This is a genomic window from Carboxylicivirga marina (assembly GCF_016612505.1).
GTDB lineage: Bacteria > Bacteroidota > Bacteroidia > Bacteroidales > Marinilabiliaceae > Carboxylicivirga > Carboxylicivirga marina.
On sequence record NZ_JAENRR010000003.1, the window covers coordinates 114,863 to 135,539 of the forward strand.

Genomic DNA, 20,677 nt, shown 5'->3' on the forward strand with positions numbered 1-20,677 from the left:
AGATGACTAAGTTTGTTACAAATATTTTGACCTTGTTATTGTTGATGCCAACAGTAGCCTGTGCTCAATCAGATAAAAATACCCTCTCACTAAATGGCACGTGGAACATCGTATTCGATGATCTTAACGAAGGTATTGAGAAGAAATGGTACCTGGATAAAGAATTCACCAAGCTGCAAAGTAAAGAAATTGAAGTGCCTTCATGCTGGGAAGAGACCGAGGAGAATTATGAAGGAGTTGGTTTTTATACCCGAAAATTTGACATTCCAGCCAGTTGGGAAGGTAAAATTGTTGAAATAGATTTTGACGCCGTTAACTATTATTCAGAAGTGTGGGTGAACGATCAGGTGGTTGGCTTTCACGAAGGTGGTTACACGCCATTTAGTTTTCGTATCGATAAGTTACTGAAATTCGGAGAGGAAAATTCAATCATGGTAAGAGTGGTTAGCCCAATCATCTTAACCGATAAACGCATTGATGGTATGGGCCGTCAGGAAGTGCCCATGTGGCGAGGGGCCATCACTGGTGGTATATGGCAAGGGGTTCAGCTAAGTGCCAAAGGCCATACGCACCTGGCCGATGTATTTATTGAGCCACATATTGCATCTGATGAAGCAGTGTTGAATATGATTCTTAATAATACTGATGCCACTAAAAGTACTAAGGAGTTATTGGTTAATATAGTTGACGCTAAAGGAAAAGTGGTCGCAAGTAATCAGGAAAGTATAGAAGCTTATCCGGGTAAAAATGAATTAACATGGTCACTAAAAATTGAAGATGTTAATCATTGGTCAATGGATAATCCTTACCTGTACAAAGTCCTTGTGGAAGTGATGGATAAGCAGGTTGTTGAGGATCAATGGTCACACCAGTTTGGGATGCGCGAATTTTCAGTTGAAAATGATGTATTCATCTTAAATGGCAAGCCTTTATATCTTAAGGCAGCTTTTTTTGAAGGTTTATACCCTGTTAAATTGGCTTATCCTGATAGCCGGGAGATGGCCATCAAAGAAATTAGCTTGGCCAAAGAAGCTGGCTTCAATATGATCCGCCCATGGCGTAAACCGGCTCCTCCAATGTGGTTAGACTTATGTGACTCATTAGGAGTGCTAACGGTTGGGAGTTTAGTAACGGAGTGTATGTTACGGCCAATTTCTACTCCTCGATTATCTCATGTTGTTGAAAATGAGGTGAGAGAAACAATACTTAATAACCGTAACCGTACGTGTATTGTGCAATGGGAGTTATTCAATGAAATTAATCGCCCCATTTTAGCACAGATGTTAAATTCGATGTCTGTATTAGCAAGGGAGTTAGATCCAACACGCATGATTCTTGACGAATCAGGAGGTTGGGGTGAAGGAGCCAATATATATCTGCCTTATGAGCGTACGCCCAAAAAGTTCAATGATATTCATCATTACAGTGGTTCACAAGTTTGTGAGGAAGAGTTTGATGGTTACCTGGCAACAGCTAAAACAAAGGAAGAGAAAAAGGCATTAGGCTTAGCAGGTACCAAAAGCTATGGAAAGCATGTGGTACCTGGTATGATGACCTACCTATCGGAAGTGGGGTATGGAAGTACGCCTGATTTAATTGCGAACAATAAAGCGTTTGAGAAGGAAGGTAATCCAATCGTCGCGCCGACGGTCTACCATAGAGAATTGAATGAAGGCTATATTAATGCATTAAAGAAAGCCGGATTTGACAAGATATATCCTAATGTACGTGACCTATATATGGAAGAACAGAAAATGCACGGTATGGCCAATAAACGCATGTTGGAGGCCACACGCTTAAATTCTACGGTAAAGGGCTACTGTGTACATGCATTGGTTGGCGGCGACTGGGTAATTGGTGCCGGGTTATTAGACCTGTGGCGCAATCCAAAAACATTGGTATATGATTTAACCAAAGCCGCTAATCAACCTCAAATAGCACCAATCCGCATATTACCACGCAATGTATATGCTGAAAAAGGTGCTCAGTTACAAGTGTTTGGTGTAAGTGAATTAAGTGATGAAATGGCTTCTGTAGAAGTACAGATACTGGATGCTTCCAAAAAGGTGGTGTGGACTGAATCATTTAATACCAAGTTTGCAACTGGCATCTCAAGCTTTATCGATCTAAAATTAGATACTAAAGGTTTTTCTGGATCCTATACTGTGCATGTTAGCATCAGCGATATAAATGGAAAGCTGATCACCTCTAATAAACAGCCTTTCGATGTATTTTCTGCAGAAGAACTGAAGAAGCCTGAATACAAAGTAGCAGTCGTTGATACAGAAGGAAGTTTAAAAGCCTTCCTGGACGCTATGGGAATTAGATATGTAGATTTTAGTCAATCACTTAGTGTTGATATACCTGTAATAGTCGGAAAAGCCAATAAGAAGAATAAGATTTATACAAAGAAAGCTGAAGATGTAAAAGCCTTTGTGAAAAAAGGTGGTTACGCCGTCTTTTTGGAAACAACGGGTAACAGAGTACCAGGATTTAACCGCGTATTAGAAGAAGTAAGTGTTGAGTCTTTGCCATTAAAAGCCGAGATGTTTGCTAAGTGGGCGACCCGAGGTGGATGGGCAGCCAAAACACATATAGTTACCGAACATCCTGTTTTTGAAGGTTTGCCTACAAATATGATTATGCATGGCGTTTATGAAAATATTCATCCTGTTGAGGCTATGTGTAAACAAGAAGGGACTTACATTGCCGGAATGATTGGTTATGATCATTTCCCAAACCATGATGATATGAGGCGACATTACAATGGCCCCGGAGAAGTATGGTGGGCAGCTGATGTGTTGGAGGCTAATATTGGTGAAGGTCAAATGCTCATGTCAACCTTACGAATTATTGACTTCCTGGATAAAGATCCGGTAGCAGAGAAGCTCTTGTATAATATGATGAATTATGCCCATTCAAAGGCTCAATAATTAAATTATTAATGACTTAATGCTGCCAATAGCTCATGCTATAGTGCAGCATTGTCTATTTAAAGAAAATGAGATGATAAAGCATATCTTACTATCGTTTGTGCTATTATTCAATATAATACTGATGTCAGCATCAGAAAAACAATGGTCTGCCAAATGGATATGGGCGAATGAAGAACTGAAAGCTGAGGCTGTTTTGGCCAGAAAGGACATCGAACTAAATACAATACCCGATAAGGCGATTATAAAGATAAGCGCATCTGATTTTTACCAACTATACATTAATGGTTCATACATTAATCGTGGACCAGCACGAAGCGCTGCTCATCATCAATCATACGATTACATCGATATTCAACCATATTTGAAAAAAGGAAACAACCTTGTTGCAGTCAGGGCTGTTTTTGAACCAGGAGCACATTCTTATCAGTTTGAAGCACGGGCTGGCCTGTTGGTGCAGTTGGAGTTAGATGAACTAGAGCTTGTTTCTGATAACTCATGGCGATTGACTGAGGATGTTAGTTGGGATAAAAATTCAAATGCTATTAGCCGTTTTCAGCGTGATGTTGTAGATGTGGTTGATATGCGCAGTTATGAACACAATTGGTTTAAACCTGAATATGATGATTCAAGATGGAAAATGGCAAAAGAACTTATTCGAAATGAGGGATGGCCTTCTCATCAAAAAGGAGTTGAACCCTCTACCTTGATAAATCCATGGATAAAATTAGTGAAGCGTGATATTCCGATGCTAAATGAATCATTTGTAAAAGCTGATGAATTGATTCTTGTGAAAAGCTATGTAAAAGGGCCAAAATCAATCGTTTCAGATAAAATTACTCTGGATGGAAGCGTTGATAAAAAACTCAGAAAAAGCATAAGTAAGCACGAAGCATTTGAAATAACATTTGAAGAGCATGAAAAAGGCCGCTTGTTAGTATTTGATTTTGGTGAAATGATGAATGGTTTTCCAATATTGGAAGTGCAGGGTATGGTTGGAACACAGCTTAAAATACTCTGTGCCCCTTACATATTGGAGAATCAGTTTTGTGCCAGTTTGGTGGATGCTCAATATGAAGATAATATTGTTTTATCGGGAAAGAAGGATAGGTGGGAAGCTTCCTACTTTAAACCTTGTCGTTACATGGCCATATTTGTTGAAAATAGTGGAGCCCCTGTAACAATCAACAATATTGCTTTACGACGCATCTCTTATCCTTTTAAAATGCTAGGACATATGGCATCAAAGGATGCACCTTGGGTGAATGATTACTTTATGGCAACTGCCAAAACCATTGATGTTTGTACAACGGATGCCATAACTGATAATTACCGTGAGCGTCGACAGTATGCGCAAACAGGATATTATGGTGCCTTGGGTAACTACTACACCTTTGGAGATATGGCATTGCAACGCCGTTACCTCGTTCAGGTGGCACAGGAGCAAATGGCCGATGGTATCATGCCAGCTTATGCGCCATTAGCCACAAAAGACTACATGGTGATATTAGACTCTAATTGCTTTTGGATAAAAAGCTTGTATAATTACTACTTGTACAGTGGAGATGTTGAAATGGTCAGGCAATTATTGCCCACTGCTGAGCGATTGATAAATCTATTAGATGGCTTTACCAATGAAAATGGTTTAATTGATAGCCCGCCTTATTCTTATTGGCTCGACCATGCCTTAAATGATCGTAGTGGAGCTAATTTTACTTTTAATGCTCACTACCTCGAGGCTCTGGAGAATTATTCTGAATTATTAGATTGCTTGAATAAGGCTGATTCAGAGGCATACAAAACAAAGGCTCGTTCTTTAAGAAATAGTCTTAAAAAGCAATTTTGGAATCATGATTTAGGGCTGTTTGTTGATGCTGTTGTCGCAGGAAAACAATCCAATAGAGTGAGTGAACATGCCAATGCTATGGCTTTGGCATTAAACATTGCAACAGAGGAGCAAGGGGAAGTCATTGCTCAAAAGATTTTAGAAAAGGACAACAATGATTTTGCCATGCGTGCATCCGGTATGACAATGGTAACACCGGCCATGTCGTATTACCTTCATAAAGGTTTGTGTGAATATGGCTTTGTTCATGAATCGTTTAACTTATTTAATGAACGCTTCGGGCATATGCTGGATGAAAATACAAATCAAACCCTTTGGGAAGAATGGTGGTTACATGGTTCTGGTCGTACAGGTAAATTTGTACCGCATAAAACTCGTAGCGATGCACAAACCGAGAGTGCATTCCCTCCGGCATTGTTCGCCGAGTACTTGTATGGCCTTAAACCTGTTGAGCCAGGGTTAAAGAGATGGACATTGAAATATGTTCCGTCTGGTATCCGTAATCTAAAAGCGATTATCCCGGTAGGCAAAGAACAAATACATATTGAGTGGAATACTGGTAAAGCAAAAGAATTAATGGTGGAAATACCTGATGGGGTTTCAATTGACCTGGATGTGAAGAGTTTCAATTCCAAAAGTAAGGTGTTAGTGAATAAAAAGGAGCTTTCAGACGATAAAGAAATTGTTAGTCTGAATGAAGGAAAATATACGATTACGTTTTAAAAAGGAATTAAGATAAATGCAACCAATTGCACAAAAGGCCATGGCGCCTGATATAATTAAGAAAGTAAACGATGCTGGCGTTATTGCAGTATTGGTGATTGAGGAAGTAAAACAGGCTGTTCCTGTTGCAAAGGCTTTATTAGCCGGTGGAGTATCTGCCATTGAGCTAACGCTTCGAACGCCTGTGGCTTGGGATGCGGCTAAGGCCATTAAGGATGCAGTGCCTGAGATAACCCTTGGCTTTGGAACTGTATTAACGGTTGAACAGGTCAGGAATGCCGCCAAATTAGGCGCTGATTTTGCCGTGGCACCAGGTTGTAACCCAAGAGTTATTGCTGCGGCACAAGAGCATGGCTTGTCATTTGCTCCTGGTGTTGTTACTCCTAGTGATATTGAGATGGCCTTAGAGCAAGGGTGTCGTATACTAAAGTACTTTCCGGCCGAAACATCTGGTGGCATGAAGCACTTAAGTAATATGGTGGCACCCTACAATTATCTGAATCTGAAGTTTATACCTCTTGGGGGGGTGAATGTTAATAATGCGGCTGATTATCTAAAATCGCCTTTGATTACAGCTATTGGAGGCTCATGGATTGCCAAGCAGGATTTAATTCAAGGAGAGCAGTGGGATACTATAACACGCAATGCAGAGGAGATAAGTCAATTGATAAAGCATATTAGAGATAATAAATAAGAATAAAGAGAATGAGAGGTGAGCGATGAGTGAAATGACAAGAATTGGAAATCTTTTGTAGCGCTCATTAATTCATTTTATTCTCACTATTCATATCTCACTACTCATATCTAGAATTATGAAGACAATAGTAACATTTGGAGAAATAATGGGGCGTATGGCCTCACCAGCTAATATGCGATTACGTCAAACACGTGAATTTGAAGTGACTTATGCAGGAGCAGAAGCCAGTGTGGCAGCTTCAATCTGTAACTTTGGTGGTAAAGCCCGATATGTAACGGCATTACCCAAGCACGCTTTGGCTGAAGCTACCATGGATTCAGTTCGTGCCGTTGGTATTGATACTGATTATGTTTTACGTACTGATAAAGGCCGCTTAGGGCTTTATTTTTTGGAGACAGGTGCCAATCAACGTCCAAGTAATGTCATTTATGATCGCGAAGATTCAGCAGTGGCCATTACCGAGGCCGAAAAATATGATTGGGATGGAATTTTTAAAGATGCACAATGGTTACACCTGAGTGGCATTACGCCTGCCTTATCTATGAGTGCAGCAGATGCAACATTGCTAGCAGCCAAAAAAGCAAAAGCAGCAGGAGCTAGGGTATCTATTGATTTAAACTTCCGTGGGAAATTATGGAAATGGGATACATCAAAATCAGCACGAGAATTGGCTCAGTTAACCATGCGCAAGATTTTACCATTTGTTGATGTGGTGATTGCCAACGAAGAAGATTGCCATGATGTATTAGGTATTCAGGCGGGTGATACTGATGTTCATTCCGGTTCATTGGATACATCTCGATATCCAGATGTTGCCCGTCAGGTAGTTGAGCAATTTCCGAATGTGAGCAAAGTAGCTATCACTTTACGTGAGAGCTTATCGGCCTCACATAACAACTGGGGGGCAATGTTGTATGATGCCAAATCAGACACACCTAATTTTGCCCCTTTGGATAGTGAAGGGAATTATCAATCGTATGAAATTAAAAATATTGTTGATCGAGTAGGAGGTGGTGATTCTTTTGCAGGAGGCCTAATCTTTGCCTTGACAACAAAAGAATTGTCAGCTCCACACACAGCCATCAAATATGCTGTTGCTGCATCGTGTTTAAAGCATTCCATCAAAGGTGATTTTAACTTCTCAACAAGAGCTGAAGTAGAAGCCTTAATGGGAGGGAGTGCTTCAGGACGAGTGGTTCGATAGCTTAAAACAAAATGTTCATTAAAGCCACTCGCGAAGATATGTAGTGGCTTTTCTTCATCCATTTTTTTGTCATACCAAATCGGGGCTCATAGTTAATGTTGAATAGAAAAGATCATGTATTTTAAACCTCGTTAATCTTTTAGTGACGTATTTTTTGGCATAGATAAAAAAATATCAAGCGGCTTCGACACCATTTTTAAGGTCAATGTCGAATATATGTCATCATTGAATTGAAATGTGAACACCTAATTTCGTAATCAGACCGAAATTGGCAATTTATAAAATCATATTCTATACCAATGAAATATCTATTAATTATACTTATAAGCTTCAGTTTTTTCATTGAAGGCATTAGTCAGAATGAGAAACCCAACGTCATCCTTATTATGTGTGATGACCTTAACGACTATCAAGGTGTTTTTGGAGGACACCCTCAGGCAGTGACACCAAATATCGACGCCATGGCAGCAAAAGGTGTTCAGTTCCTTAATGCACAGTCCAACGCCCCAGTTTGTCAGCCCTCACGCAACAGCTTATTTACTGGTGTTTACCCACATGAATCTAAAGACTTCGGATGGACAAAAAGAACCAAACAACCAGTATTAAAGCACAATAAAACACTGATGCAGCTATTTAAAGAAAATGGTTATTATACCTTAGGTACTGGTAAGCTATTGCATGGCAACCACGAACCAGAATATTGGGATGAATGGGGCATGAATACCAAACACAACTATGGACCATTTCCCTTTGATGGTGAAAAATTAGTAGCACACCCAAAGGTGCCGCAACCATATCAGTCCATTGGTCCGGTTGATGGTTCGTATGGACGTTTATCAACTTGCGATACCTGGGCTTATGGTTGGGATAAAAAGCCTTATCGATATGTTAATGATGACGACCGTGATTTGATGCAGGATGAATTGCATGCTCAATGGGCTAGTAATAAATTGAACGAGCTTGATACTAAGGATAATAATCAGCCGTTCTTTATGGGAGTAGGTTTTGTGAATCCACATACGCCTCTGCATGCTCCCGATCGCTTTTTTGATATGTTCCCTATAGACGAATTGGAGCTCGCCCCTTGGTTAACAGATGATGCTGAAGATACTTACCTAAAAGATAATATTAATCCTAATAACAAAGGCTTTAGGTATTACCGTATGTTACTGGAGTCATATAAGGGAGATCGAGAGCTTGCACTAAAACATTTTCTACAGGCCTACCTGGCATGTGTGGCATTTGTAGATGAGCAAATTGGTGTGGTTCTGGATGCCTTAGACGACAGTCAATTTAAGCATAACACCATTGTTATATTTACAGCCGACCATGGATGGCAAATGGGTGAGAAGGATTACTTATTTAAGAATTCGCCGTGGGACGAAAGTGCACGCGTACCAATGCTTATTATGGCACCCGATGCTAAAATTGGAGCAAAAGTGAAACAGCCTGTTTCCTTAGTTGATATTTATCCAACGCTTATTGATTACTGTCAGCTGGAAGGAGATAATAAGCTTAATGAGATGGCAGGCGAATTGGGTGGATTTAGTTTCGTTCCCTTATTTGATAAGAACAAAAAAACAAAATGGCAGGGACCTAATGGAGCATTAAGTATTGTTGGTAATATAGGGACAAAGACCACTGTTGAACAACAGCACTATTCATACCGTACTGCAGATTGGCGTTACATCCGCTATGCCGATGGTCAGGAAGAGTTATACCACCATAAAAATGATGCTAATGAGTGGGATAATTTAGTAGATAAGCCAAAGTATAAGATGGTTAAGTTAAGTCTCTACAAAGAAGTTTGTGATATAATTGGAGTAAAACTCTAGAATTGGAAAGATGAAGAATATTTATGTAATTATTTCCCTGGCTATATTTAGTTTATCGATATCAAATTCCCTTGCACGTACTAAAAAGAAACAACCCAACTTAATTGTTATCATGGCTGATGATTTGGGCTATGCCGATGTAGGGTTTAATGGATGTAAAGATATCCCCACGCCGAACATTGATCGGATTGCCAATGAAGGTGTGAAATTTACGAATGGTTACACATCCTACTCAGTGTGCAGTCCGAGTCGGGCTGGTTTCCTGACAGGACGTTATCAACAACGTTTTGGCTTTGAGCGCAACCCGCAATACCGTCCTGATGACCCCAATATGGGCTTAACTTCAGAAGAAACAACCATCGCTGCATCATTAGCTGAAGTAGGTTATCAGTCCTCAATTATTGGTAAATGGCACATGGGAGCTCATAAAGAAACGCACCATCCTTTAAACAGAGGATTTAATGAATTCTATGGTCATTTGGGAGGCGGTCATCGCTACTTCCCTGAAGAACTAACGATTAAAGATAGTTATGCCATAAAAGGAGAGCAAGACAGTTATCGTACATGGATATTGCGTAACCACACACCTGAAAAAACAGAGAAATATTTGACCGATGAATTTTCTGATGAGGCAGTAAGTTTTGTGGAACGACATGCTGATGAACCTTTCTTTCTGTTTTTGTCATACAATGCACCGCACGGCCCGTTGCAGGCAACAGATGAATATCTTCAACGTTTTCCGGATATAAATGATACAAAACGAAAAACTTATGCAGCCATGGTCAGTGCACTGGATGATGGTGTTGGCCGGGTATTGAATAAGTTGGAAGAACTGTCAATTGATGATAACACTATCATCGTTTTCTTATCGGATAATGGAGGTCCTGAGACTAAGAATGCCTCTCATAATGGACCATTACGCGAAGGTAAAAGCTCTCATTATGAGGGTGGTTATCGTGTGCCATTTGCGATGCGTTGGAAAGGACAGATTAAGCCTTCAGTGTATGACTATCCTGTTTCTTCATTGGATATATTCGCTACTATCTCTGAATTAGCAAAATCCCCTGTTAATAATGCTCGACCTTTGGATGGCGTAAACCTCTTACCATATGTAATAGGAAAGAATAAAAAAGCACCACATCAAAATATCTTCTTAAGAAAGTATGACCAACAGCGTTATTGTGTGCGCGATGGGGTTTTTAAATTGCTTATGCATAACAATGGTCAAACAAAGGAACTCTATGATTTGAGTAAAGATATGGGAGAGCAAAATAATCTGGCCCATCTAATGCCTGAAAAAGTTAAGGAGCTGGAAACAATTCTTAATAAGTGGACGAAAGAATTAATGGATCCGACCTTCTTAGGCCTGATTCATACTGAGGCATGGAAGAAAAAAGGAAAGAAAGCAAAAAAGAAGTGAGTTGAATACATCATCAGTTAATACCTGATAATAAAAGGATAATAAGTGCCTAAACTGTCACTAAATCATGCCATATTTTTGTGCTGTGACAACTCAGGTAGTTAATTAGAAAAGTGAATAATTATGAAATATCAATTGCTGACTTTATGCTTATTGGTTTTTGGATATGTTGCCTATAGCCAGGTAGTTGTTTTTAGCGACGATTTTGAATCATATACCATTGATGACAATTTAACAACCCTCGGATATGTGTTTAGTCAAAAAGCGGATTATCCTGGTACGATAAGCACGACTGTTCAAAATGATAACGGGAATCAATATGGTGCATGTGTAGCCAGCGAAAATGGCCAAACCTTAATGCAGTTAAGTAAAGCCGTAGATGTGAAGGCTGGTAAGCTTTACAAGTTTAGTTTAAAAACAACCAGCCCTTTCAAACGTCATTTGCGTGTTTATGAGTCAGACGGAACAAGCATTTTGCAAAAAGGTGAGGATTTTACACCTACAGAAGAAGAAAAAACACAGTGGATAAGTCATGAGCTGACTTTTAGTGCAGATGCCGGAATGACTTCGGTATATGTCGGCGTTTATCACAATTGGTCTGGTACATTGCTCGTGGATGATATCAAAGTTGAAGAAGCGGCTTTTACCGAGTTATCAGATTACTATATAAGTAGTTCAGAAGGTGATGACGCCAATGATGGCACTATAGATGCTCCTTTTAAAACATTGCAAAAGATAAGTCAGGCACCTTTAAAACCAGGAAATACAGTCAATTTTAAATGTGGCGATCGTTTTGATGGGCATTTTGTAGTCAATGGGTCTGGAAGCTTGGCAAATCCGATAACTATTAAGGCCTATGGAGAAGGTGCAAAACCAATTATTACCGGGGAGGTTGGCGAAGCTGCAGGTGGCGATTATCAGGAAGCCATTTTGGTTGAGAATCAGGATAATATCATTTTTGATGGCTTGGAAATTAATAATGAACGAACTGTAAATCGAACAGGTGTTGATGAAACGGATGCCTTTGGTATCTATATTTTAAACACGGGATCAGAAATAATGCGGAATTTTGTCTTTCGTAACATGACCTTTCAAAATGTATATGCTCCAAAGCCTATATTGCAAGATGAGGGAGAAGATTCTTTTAATGGTTTAGAAGTAGCAGCAGTTCGCTTTTATGTTGAGAAAAATACCATAGCAGGTCAGGAAAAAAACATTCAAGATGTGTTAATGGAAGACTGTTATTTCACCGATTTGCAGCGTTTGGGCGTTCATATGAAACATGGTGGCGGTGCTGCAGGTGTTGGAGATGAGATGATTAACCGTAATGTGAATCTGGTTTTCCGCAACAATGAATTCCATTATCTGGGAGGTACTTGCATTCTACCCACAAAAACCTACAACTGTTTGATTGAAGATAACCTGTTTAATCATCCGGGCTCTAATGTAGATCCACGTATGCCAAACCGTGGCAGCTCGGTGTGGACATGGCGTTGTTACAATACCGTTATACAACGCAATCGTTGCATTAGTGCACGAGGTTATCTCGATTCGCATGGTATTCATATCGACCATGAAAATCACAATACCTTTGTGCAGTATAATTACATGGAAGACTGCGAAGGAGGTTTTGTGGAGATTTTAGGAGGCAATGTCAATGCGGTGTATCGTTTTAATGTAAGTGTCAATGATGGATGGCGCGATAATCCGAATTGGAAAAATAGTAACCATACCATCTGGATTAATCAAAATGCTCCATCAGGAACGCATTACTGTGATTATAGCTATATCTATAACAACACGGTTGTAATTGACCAGCCATACTCAACAGCCATCGATGTCAATGCCAAAAATACACACATCTTTAATAATATATTCTACTCAACGAATGGTTCGGGTATGGGTACCAAACAGATGGTCATGAATAATAATGGGACTGAATTATACATGAAGAATAATTTGTTTTTTGGTGGAGTCGCACAAAGCTTCAAGAGCTTGGATGCAAATCCGGTAAGTGGAGATCCATTGTTTACGACTACTGAAGAAGAAAATGCCGATAAATACCAGATAAAAGACCAGAGCCCGGTAATAGACGCTGGTATAGCAAAGCTTGGCCCGCCAATTCCTGGTGCAGGAGAAGGTATTTTTAAAGATGTACCAGAATATCCTACAGTTGATTTTTATGGTAACCCGGTTGACTTATCGAAGGGCACACCAAATATTGGTGCGTGTAATACCAAAGAAACAGATTCAGGTATTGGTGATTATGCCCATTTCCCAAAATTGAAATTTTCACCAAACCCAACTAATGGTCTTATTTTTATAAATGATCTGCAATCGGACAGTAATGCCCTTGTGTATGATTTAATGGGGAAAAAAGTATTGGAGCAAAATGTAACAAGTGTACTCAATGTTGAAAATGTCAATTCTGGGGTGTATATTTTATTATTAGAAGGTTATCAGCCACAGAAATTCATCATTAAATAAATACTGTACTACACCAATTATTCATGGGGGAATCCGTAATGGGTTCCCTTTTTTTTATTTGAAATATTAAAATCTTGTGGATGTTATTGGCCTTTTTGTTTTTGGAATTCTTTAATGAATAAGGGGTTAATATGTGAAAAGTTTAAGGTAATTAATGGTGTGATTCAATAAATTGAATCACATAGTTTTGAATTATAGTTAACTAAATATTAAACTTAAATCATTAATTATGAAGAAATTTTTACTAGTTATTTCTGTTGCGCTTATGTGTTCTGGCTTGCAGTCCCAAAAAGTTTTAGTGGGTTGGCATACCTTTACAGCCACTTCAGCTCCCATAGCAAATGAAGTGCCCGATAACGCTGAGTCCGGCTTCTCTGGTATTTTAGGAGGAGAAGTCAACCCTGCCTATTCAACCACAGGAGGTGGAAATGGTGTAGGAACAGGTAATAGTGGAGACAATACCTATGGTCAAAGTGTTGTTATTAACCCTCTGCCAACAGTGAGCAATTCTTGTGTAAAAATGTCACCTACCAATAATGCTAAAAGACGAGTTGATTTTCAAGTTACTAATAACAGTGGGGCGAGCGTGACCTTAGGTGGAATACACTTCGATTATGCATATGTGTGGGGAGCTGATGTTGACAATTTAAAGTTGAGTGTCAAGCATTTTGGAGCAATGAGTGATTTGTCGAACGCCAATACAATTCTGGTTGAAAATATTGGATTTGCCAATAGTGATGATAAAGCCTGGCACTCAATTGATGTCAGTTTGGCGAATATGGGAAATGATATAACTTTAGCTGATGGTCAGAAAGCGGCATTTTGGATTGAATTACCTGGAAGTGGCGTAAATGGTGATGCAAATGTTATTATTGACAATATCGCCATTACCGATAATTCCAATGCAACGCCTACCTCCATTCATTCATCGACTTTATCAAGTAAAGTTAGAATATACCCTAATCCGGCAACTGAAGTTATCAATATTGAGGCTGTTGAAGCTGAAATTACAGAAGTACAATTATTAGACTTAACCGGCAAAGTGGTATATAAAAGCAATACAACGGATGCAATCAATGTTAGTAGCCTGTCAAAAGGCTTTTATGTAGTGAAAATGGAAGCTGCTGATGGTGAAGTTTGTACGAACAAAATATTGATAAAATAAATACTGTACTACACCTATTATTCATGGGGGAATCCGTAATGGGTTCCCTTTTTTTTTACTCAGGTGCTTTATCTGCATAAGGATAGATGGGAGCAAAAGATATTCTCAAGGATAAAACTAAGAATAACTTCACAAGCTTTAATGATGTTGTGTAATCGTTCTTTTGGTGTTTCACTCAAACCCGAGTTACTTTTTACTACAGGTCAAAAACTAACGAAAAACCCCGCTGACTGCAGCACTCATCGACCCACTTCAGACTTGCTTCGGGAAAGATTTAAAAACTTACATTATAGGCTCCAATTATTCATTTATGTTTATTAAATAGGTATTCATGATTTTATAAAAAAAACTTTTCTTTTCCTTTGCTTCACCGTGTGGGTACCCCGACTACGTTGCTGATGTCAGAATTACTGCATGCTCAAATTAACTTCTTAATCTTTAGATATATGGAGTTTCGACAGTGTGGAGGCCTGCCTCATTGGCGAGGTAAGTTAAGGGGTGAATAGTAAATAATTAGCAGAGCATCAAAGGGGTTTATCCTACTTTGATAGTGATGCTTATTATTTATTAGAGCGGGTGGAAGCATCAATGAGGCTAGCTTTTTCTTCCCTTTTTGGCAATGAAAAAAGGGAAACCCGTCTGGTAAGACAACTAGAGGAAATAACATTCATGCCCATCACAAAAAATGATAAATTTATTTCAAATTGAGTTTTAACCCACAAGATTTTGATGAGATCCGATAGATGTCATGTGAGCATAAGGATATAGAGTATGTGTGATACTGCTCAAAGCACATGTGATTATAAGCTCAAACGGTATGAGTATTGGCATGGCAGTTCCAGGGATAAAAAATTAGTCAACGCATGTGTTGAATACTATTAGTTCTTGTACTGATAATTATTGCCTATAATCAGATAATATTAGCATTTTAATACTGCTACCATCAAGCTACTTTTACTTTTCAGATATATTGTAAAATTACGAGCATATATGATTAGCATTCAAAGGTTATTTATCATCACAATAGTGGCTATGTTAGTATTTGGCTGCAATCGAACAAAAACAAAAGCTTTACCTGAACACCCCAATGTACTGTTCATCATGATTGATGACCTGAACGACTACCAAGGTGCATTTGGTGGTCATCCGCAGGCTCATACACCAAATATCGACAAACTAGCAGCTTCAGGTGTACGATTTGTGAATGCCCAAACCAATATCGGTTTGTGCAATCCCTCGCGCAATAGTTTATTTACCGGCGTATATCCGCATCAGTCTAAAAACTTCGGACTGGATAAGAAGACAAGCCAAAAGCTTTTTCGAAACAACAAAACCATGATGGAGCAGTTCTCTGAAAAGGGTTATTACCTAATGGGTAGTGGTAAATTATTACACTCTAATCAAAAGAACCTGTGGGATGAATGGGGTGTGCAAATAAATAACTATGGTCCATTTGCTTATGATGGCGAAAACCAGGTTGGGCACCCATCTGTACCACAACCATTCAGAAGTATTGGTGATATTGATGGTTCTTACGCTCCACTTTCTGATATTCCAAGGTTTAAGGCTGAGGAAATAAAAGGGGATAATGCTGGTTGGGCCTATTCTGGTAAACTAGATAAAGTATTTAACTACATTGATGAAACAAATCGGGATTTAGTGCCTGATGAACTACATGCACAATGGGCTGCCAAGCGCATTAAGGAGGTGAATGCCCAAGGTGCTGAGCGTCCTTTCTTTATGGGGATTGGTTTTGTTCGACCTCACACGCCCTTGTATGCACCAAAACGATTTTTTGATATGTTCCCGATTGAAGAGCTTCAATTACCAGTCATTAAAGAAGGTGATGTCAATGATACCTATTATAAAGATAATTACCCGGTTGAGCGTACAAAGGATGATAAGTGGTATACCAATACATCAAAGGGACAGATGTATTCAAAGATGCTGACTGAATCCTATAATGGTAACGAAGAAGAAGGTCTAAAACATTTTCTGCAAGCTTACCTGGCTTGCGTAGCGTTTGTTGATGAGCAAGTGGGCATCGTTTTAGATGCTTTAAATGAAAGTAAATTGGCCGAGAATACAATTGTGGTTTTAACCAGCGATCATGGTTGGCAGATGGGTCAAAAACAATACCTGTTTAAGAACTCACCTTGGGAAAACAGTACACGAATTCCGCTGGTAGTGAAGGTGCCAGGGCTTGAACCTGGAAGTGTCGTTGAACAACCGGTTTCATTGGTGGATATTTACCCAAGCCTCGTTGATATCTGTAACCTGAATGAAAATAATAAAAAGAACGACCATGGCTTACCATTAGGTGGTTTTAGCTTTAAGTCATTATTGCATAATACTGATGCTGAAAATTGGGATGGACCCAAAGGGACTTTAACAGCCATTGCCACTGATGTTGTGGATTATAGCCTGGGAGCACAAACCTTTGCCTACCGAACTCAAAATTACAGGTATGTTATTTATCCAAATGGGGCAGAGGAGTTGTATAATCTTCAAAATGACCCGCATGAATGGAATAACGTGGCTAGTGATAATGCGTATTCATCTCAATTGATGGAATTACGAGCTGAGGTGAAGCAAATAGTTAATTCTAACAAATAAAAAAGACATAATGTACAAGCACATCGTTTTATGGAAGTTGAAAGCTGAAGCTGATGGTTTAAATAAGGACCAATTGGCCATAGAAGTTAAACAACGTTTAGATGCCTTGCCATCTGTTATCTCAGAAATTAAAGAATACGAAGTAGCCATTAATATTGGTAGTTATGGAGCTTCTTTTTATGATGTCAGTCTAATCTCAATCTTTGAAAATAAAGATACATTTTGGGCCTATACTAAATACCCTGAGCACGATGAAGTTGTCGATTTTATTCAGTCTGTTCAGGAAGATGAGCAGATTGTTGACTATGAACTCTAGTGTTTGTCAATTGTGTAACTAGCAGTTTGTCAATGCGGTGTGTTTGTCTTGTGAGAAGGTCTACACCTATTTCTGACATCACCATTTAATTGTTGTGACCAAATACGTGTTATTATTTGAATAATATAGGCCTATTTCTTTCAGGCAAATAATGCAATTTGCAGCTATTATTTAGTGTCAATAAATGAATACGTATTTAAGAAATCTAATATAATATAAGATGAAGAGAGTTTTGGTTCTAAACTTAATCCTCATGTTAGGATTAAGTGCTTTTTCTGCAAAGAAAGCAGATTGGCACAATGTAAAAGTATTACAAATTAACCGTGAGCAGCCTCATGCCACCATGATGGTGTATGGTTCGGAACAAGCTGCTTTAAGTTTTGATAAAAAACAATCGGCTTACCACCAGTGTTTGAATGGACAATGGAAATTTAAATGGTCTAAAAATCCGGCATCTCGTCCGGCAGATTTTTATAAAACATCCTTCAATGATGAGGCATGGGGAGTTATTCCAGTACCATCCAATTGGGAGATAGAAGGACATGGTGTACCTATCTATACCAATATCGAATACCCATTTGAAATTGAAAATATGGAGACGCCAAAGGAATGGAATCCGGTGGGCTCGTATCGTCGTACATTCAATTTACCAGCCAGCTGGGATGGGCGTCAGGTTTACATCAATTTTGACGGTGTTCAATCAGCATTTTATGTGTGGGTCAACGGTAAAAAAGTAGGATATAGCCAGGGAAGCCGTACACCAGGAGAGTTCAATATTTCGAAATATTTAAAAGCAGGAGAAAACCAATTGGCTGTTGAAGTGTATCGCTGGAGTGATGGTTCGTATCTTGAAGATCAGGATTTCTGGCGCTTAAGTGGCATCTTCCGCGATGTGTATTTATGGTCTACTCCGGTAACGCATATTCGCGACTTTAAGGTAACTGCTTCTTTGGACGAGGCTTTTTCTAATGGAACGTTTAAGTTGGAAGGGGAAGTACTTTCTACTGCTGCAGCACCAGTCTCAATTGAATACCGTTTGTTTTCGGAGCAAGGCGAAGAATTACTAAATAAAACAGTTGCCGTAACCACTTCGAAAGGTCTGGTATCTTTCGAAACGGAAGTACAAACGATAAATGAGGTTTTACCATGGAATGCTGAAACACCTAACCTTTGCAACCTGCTTATTAGCCTGAAGGATGCCGAAGGTGAAGTGTTGGAGGTGATACCTCAAAAGGTTGGTTTCCGTAAAATAGAAATTCAAAATGGTAAATTATTGGTCAATGGCGTACAGGTATTGTTCAAAGGAGTTAACCGTCATGAGCATTCGCCAGTAACGGGGCATTATGTGAACACTGAAGACATGATGCGCGACATTGTGTTGATGAAACAAAACAACATCAATGCAGTACGTACAAGCCATTATCCGAATGTACCTGAGTGGTATGAGCTGTGTGATAAACACGGTATCTATGTGATTGACGAAGGTAACATTGAAACGCATGGTTTCACTAATACTAAGAAAAATCGCCTGTCAAACGATCCTGAATGGAGAGAAGCTCACCTTGATCGTGTGAAGCGCATGGTATATCGCGATCGTAACCACCCATCAGTGGTTATTTGGTCATTTGGTAACGAAAGTGGAGATGGACCAAATGTTGAACATGTATATAAATGGGTACAGGAAATTGATCCGTCACGTCCGTTCCATTATGAAGGAACGTCTGCTCATGGCTACAATACGGCCGATATCTTTTCGTTAATGTACGGAACGCCTGAACGATGCAAGCAAGTGATTAAAAAACATGCTGACATGCCGTTTATCCTTTGTGAATATACCCATGCCATGGGTAATAGTAACGGTAACTTAAAGGAATACTGGGACCAGATTTATGCCGATAATAATTTCCAGGGTGCTTTTGTGTGGGACTGGATGGATCAGGGCTTAAAGCAAACAGTACCTGAAAATTACAGGGCAACTGCACAAAATGATCACTTTTACGCCTATGGCGGTTGGTGGGAAACAGCACGTGGTATTTATCACGATGAGACTTTCTGTATGAATGGTTTGTTGGCTGCTGACTGGACACCACACCCGGGCTTAAATGCCATTAAGTATCACTACCGAAACATTCATGTAGAGGCAATTAATCCCGAAACAAACACCTATAAAATCACCAACTGGTTCGACTATAGCAATGCTGCTGATATGGTAAATGGAACCTGGGAGTTATTAGAGAACGGAAAGGTGATTAAAACAGGTCAAGTGAATGATTTGAATATTCCTGCCCGATCTAGTAAGGAAATAAGTGTTGATTTTATCAACTTTACTCCTAAAGCAGAGGCTGAGTATTTGTTAAGCTTTAAGTTTATAGCGAAAAATGCCAGTCCATATGCACCGGCAGGTCATCTATTGGCTTGGGACCAATTTACTTTACCACAAAGCCAGATTGCTAAATTAGTTAAGGTACAATCAACAGAGAAACCGCAGATGCGTGTTGATGGTCGTAAGGTATATGTTTGGGGAGAAGAATTTTCAATTGTTTTTGACAAATTAACCGGACGACTTGAAAAATATTTTATTGGTACTGAGCAAATCATTAAGGAGGGTGCAAAGCCTGATTTCTGGAGAGCTTTAACAGATAATGATAAAGGTGGTATAAAAGGGGCATCACCAAAAGTACCAAAGCTTTATGTATGGGAAAATGCAGGAGCCTGGTTAATCAAGAATTTTAACGTAACGGAAGAGGGTAATGAAATTGTAATTGATGTGAAAGGGCACTTACCTGTTATCTCAGCTGATTATTCACAAACCTACACGGTGTATGGTAATGGAGAAGTTGATGTGATGTGTAATTACCAGGCTGGTGATGCAAAATTACCAATGATGATTCGTCAGGGTACGGAGTTAGTAATAGCAGCAGGGTATGACCAGGTACAGTGGTATGGAACAGAAGGTCCTACTTATAACGATCGTAACGATGAGTTGCTTGGTCTGTATTCATCAACAGTTGATGACATGTGGATAGAGTATTCTAATCCTCAGGAGAATGGTTACCGTTCCAATACGCGCTGGTTTACTTTAACTAACAAATGTGGCTTAGGTCTGAAGTTTACTGGAGATACGCCAATTGGTTTTGGAGCGAGTCATTACTCAAAAGATGATATGCATCGCTCTGAGTATTCTTTTGAGATGACAAAGAGTGCTGAGATATTTTTAAATGTAGATCACCAGCAAATGGGTATTGGTGGTACAACCAGTTGGATGGATAATGCTTTTCCTCGTAAGGAATACCGTTTAAAGAGTGTGGATTACCAATATACTTATCGTATAAGTCCGATAAAATAGTTAAATGATTTTCATTTTTTTTCATAAAAGTTAGATTTGTTGATTAGGTAACCATGTTCGAAGGAGCATGGTTATCTATGTTTTACAGA

The 20,677-nt window shown here is 39.2% G+C and carries 11 protein-coding genes; all 11 read left to right on the forward strand.

The genetic code is table 11. The features are described from left to right. Positions 1-2 precede the first annotated feature (2 nt). On the forward strand, positions 3-2,933 hold the full coding sequence (locus JIV24_RS02245; RefSeq protein ID WP_200463374.1) for a glycoside hydrolase family 2 protein: 2,931 nt from the start codon (positions 3-5) through the stop codon (positions 2,931-2,933). Positions 2,934-3,057: 124 nt separating this feature from the next. After that, positions 3,058-5,502, forward strand: a complete 2,445-nt coding sequence (locus tag JIV24_RS02250; protein ID WP_200463375.1) for a family 78 glycoside hydrolase catalytic domain — start codon at positions 3,058-3,060, stop codon at positions 5,500-5,502. A gap of 16 nt (positions 5,503-5,518) precedes the next feature. Beyond that, complete coding sequence (locus tag JIV24_RS02255; RefSeq protein WP_200463376.1) at positions 5,519-6,196, forward strand: bifunctional 4-hydroxy-2-oxoglutarate aldolase/2-dehydro-3-deoxy-phosphogluconate aldolase; 678 nt, start codon at positions 5,519-5,521, stop codon at positions 6,194-6,196. 118 nt (positions 6,197-6,314) lie between these two features. Then, complete coding sequence (locus tag JIV24_RS02260) at positions 6,315-7,403, forward strand: sugar kinase (protein WP_200463377.1); 1,089 nt, start codon at positions 6,315-6,317, stop codon at positions 7,401-7,403. Between the two features lie 299 nt (positions 7,404-7,702). Further along, positions 7,703-9,238, forward strand: coding sequence for a sulfatase (locus JIV24_RS02265; RefSeq protein WP_200463378.1), 1,536 nt, complete (start codon positions 7,703-7,705; stop codon positions 9,236-9,238). 10 nt (positions 9,239-9,248) lie between these two features. After that, positions 9,249-10,658, forward strand: a complete 1,410-nt coding sequence (locus JIV24_RS02270; protein ID WP_200463379.1) for a sulfatase-like hydrolase/transferase — start codon at positions 9,249-9,251, stop codon at positions 10,656-10,658. Positions 10,659-10,781: 123 nt separating this feature from the next. Further along, positions 10,782-13,145: a T9SS type A sorting domain-containing protein gene (locus JIV24_RS02275; RefSeq protein WP_200463380.1), complete on the forward strand. Its 2,364-nt coding sequence runs from the start codon at positions 10,782-10,784 to the stop codon at positions 13,143-13,145. A 229-nt stretch (positions 13,146-13,374) separates the two neighbouring features. Next, positions 13,375-14,310, forward strand: coding sequence for a T9SS type A sorting domain-containing protein (locus JIV24_RS02280; protein ID WP_200463381.1), 936 nt, complete (start codon positions 13,375-13,377; stop codon positions 14,308-14,310). 990 nt (positions 14,311-15,300) lie between these two features. Further along, entirely contained in the window at positions 15,301-16,926 is a 1,626-nt protein-coding gene (locus tag JIV24_RS02285) for a sulfatase (RefSeq protein WP_200463382.1), read from the forward strand. A gap of 10 nt (positions 16,927-16,936) precedes the next feature. Continuing rightward, positions 16,937-17,242: a Dabb family protein gene (locus JIV24_RS02290; RefSeq protein WP_200463383.1), complete on the forward strand. Its 306-nt coding sequence runs from the start codon at positions 16,937-16,939 to the stop codon at positions 17,240-17,242. 253 nt (positions 17,243-17,495) lie between these two features. Next, complete coding sequence (locus JIV24_RS02295) at positions 17,496-20,588, forward strand: glycoside hydrolase family 2 TIM barrel-domain containing protein (RefSeq protein ID WP_200463384.1); 3,093 nt, start codon at positions 17,496-17,498, stop codon at positions 20,586-20,588. The last annotated feature ends 89 nt before the right edge of the window (positions 20,589-20,677 follow it).

Coding starts and splice junctions, on each gene's coding strand:
- JIV24_RS02290 (WP_200463383.1), top strand. CDS start 16,937: ATGTACAAGCACATCGTTTTATGGAAGTTGAAAGCTGAAGCTGATGGT.
- JIV24_RS02270 (WP_200463379.1), top strand. CDS start 9,249: ATGAAGAATATTTATGTAATTATTTCCCTGGCTATATTTAGTTTATCG.
- JIV24_RS02245 (WP_200463374.1), top strand. CDS start 3: ATGACTAAGTTTGTTACAAATATTTTGACCTTGTTATTGTTGATGCCA.
- JIV24_RS02280 (WP_200463381.1), top strand. CDS start 13,375: ATGAAGAAATTTTTACTAGTTATTTCTGTTGCGCTTATGTGTTCTGGC.
- JIV24_RS02255 (WP_200463376.1), top strand. CDS start 5,519: ATGCAACCAATTGCACAAAAGGCCATGGCGCCTGATATAATTAAGAAA.
- JIV24_RS02295 (WP_200463384.1), top strand. CDS start 17,496: ATGTTAGGATTAAGTGCTTTTTCTGCAAAGAAAGCAGATTGGCACAAT.
- JIV24_RS02275 (WP_200463380.1), top strand. CDS start 10,782: ATGAAATATCAATTGCTGACTTTATGCTTATTGGTTTTTGGATATGTT.
- JIV24_RS02265 (WP_200463378.1), top strand. CDS start 7,703: ATGAAATATCTATTAATTATACTTATAAGCTTCAGTTTTTTCATTGAA.
- JIV24_RS02260 (WP_200463377.1), top strand. CDS start 6,315: ATGAAGACAATAGTAACATTTGGAGAAATAATGGGGCGTATGGCCTCA.
- JIV24_RS02250 (WP_200463375.1), top strand. CDS start 3,058: ATGTCAGCATCAGAAAAACAATGGTCTGCCAAATGGATATGGGCGAAT.
- JIV24_RS02285 (WP_200463382.1), top strand. CDS start 15,301: ATGATTAGCATTCAAAGGTTATTTATCATCACAATAGTGGCTATGTTA.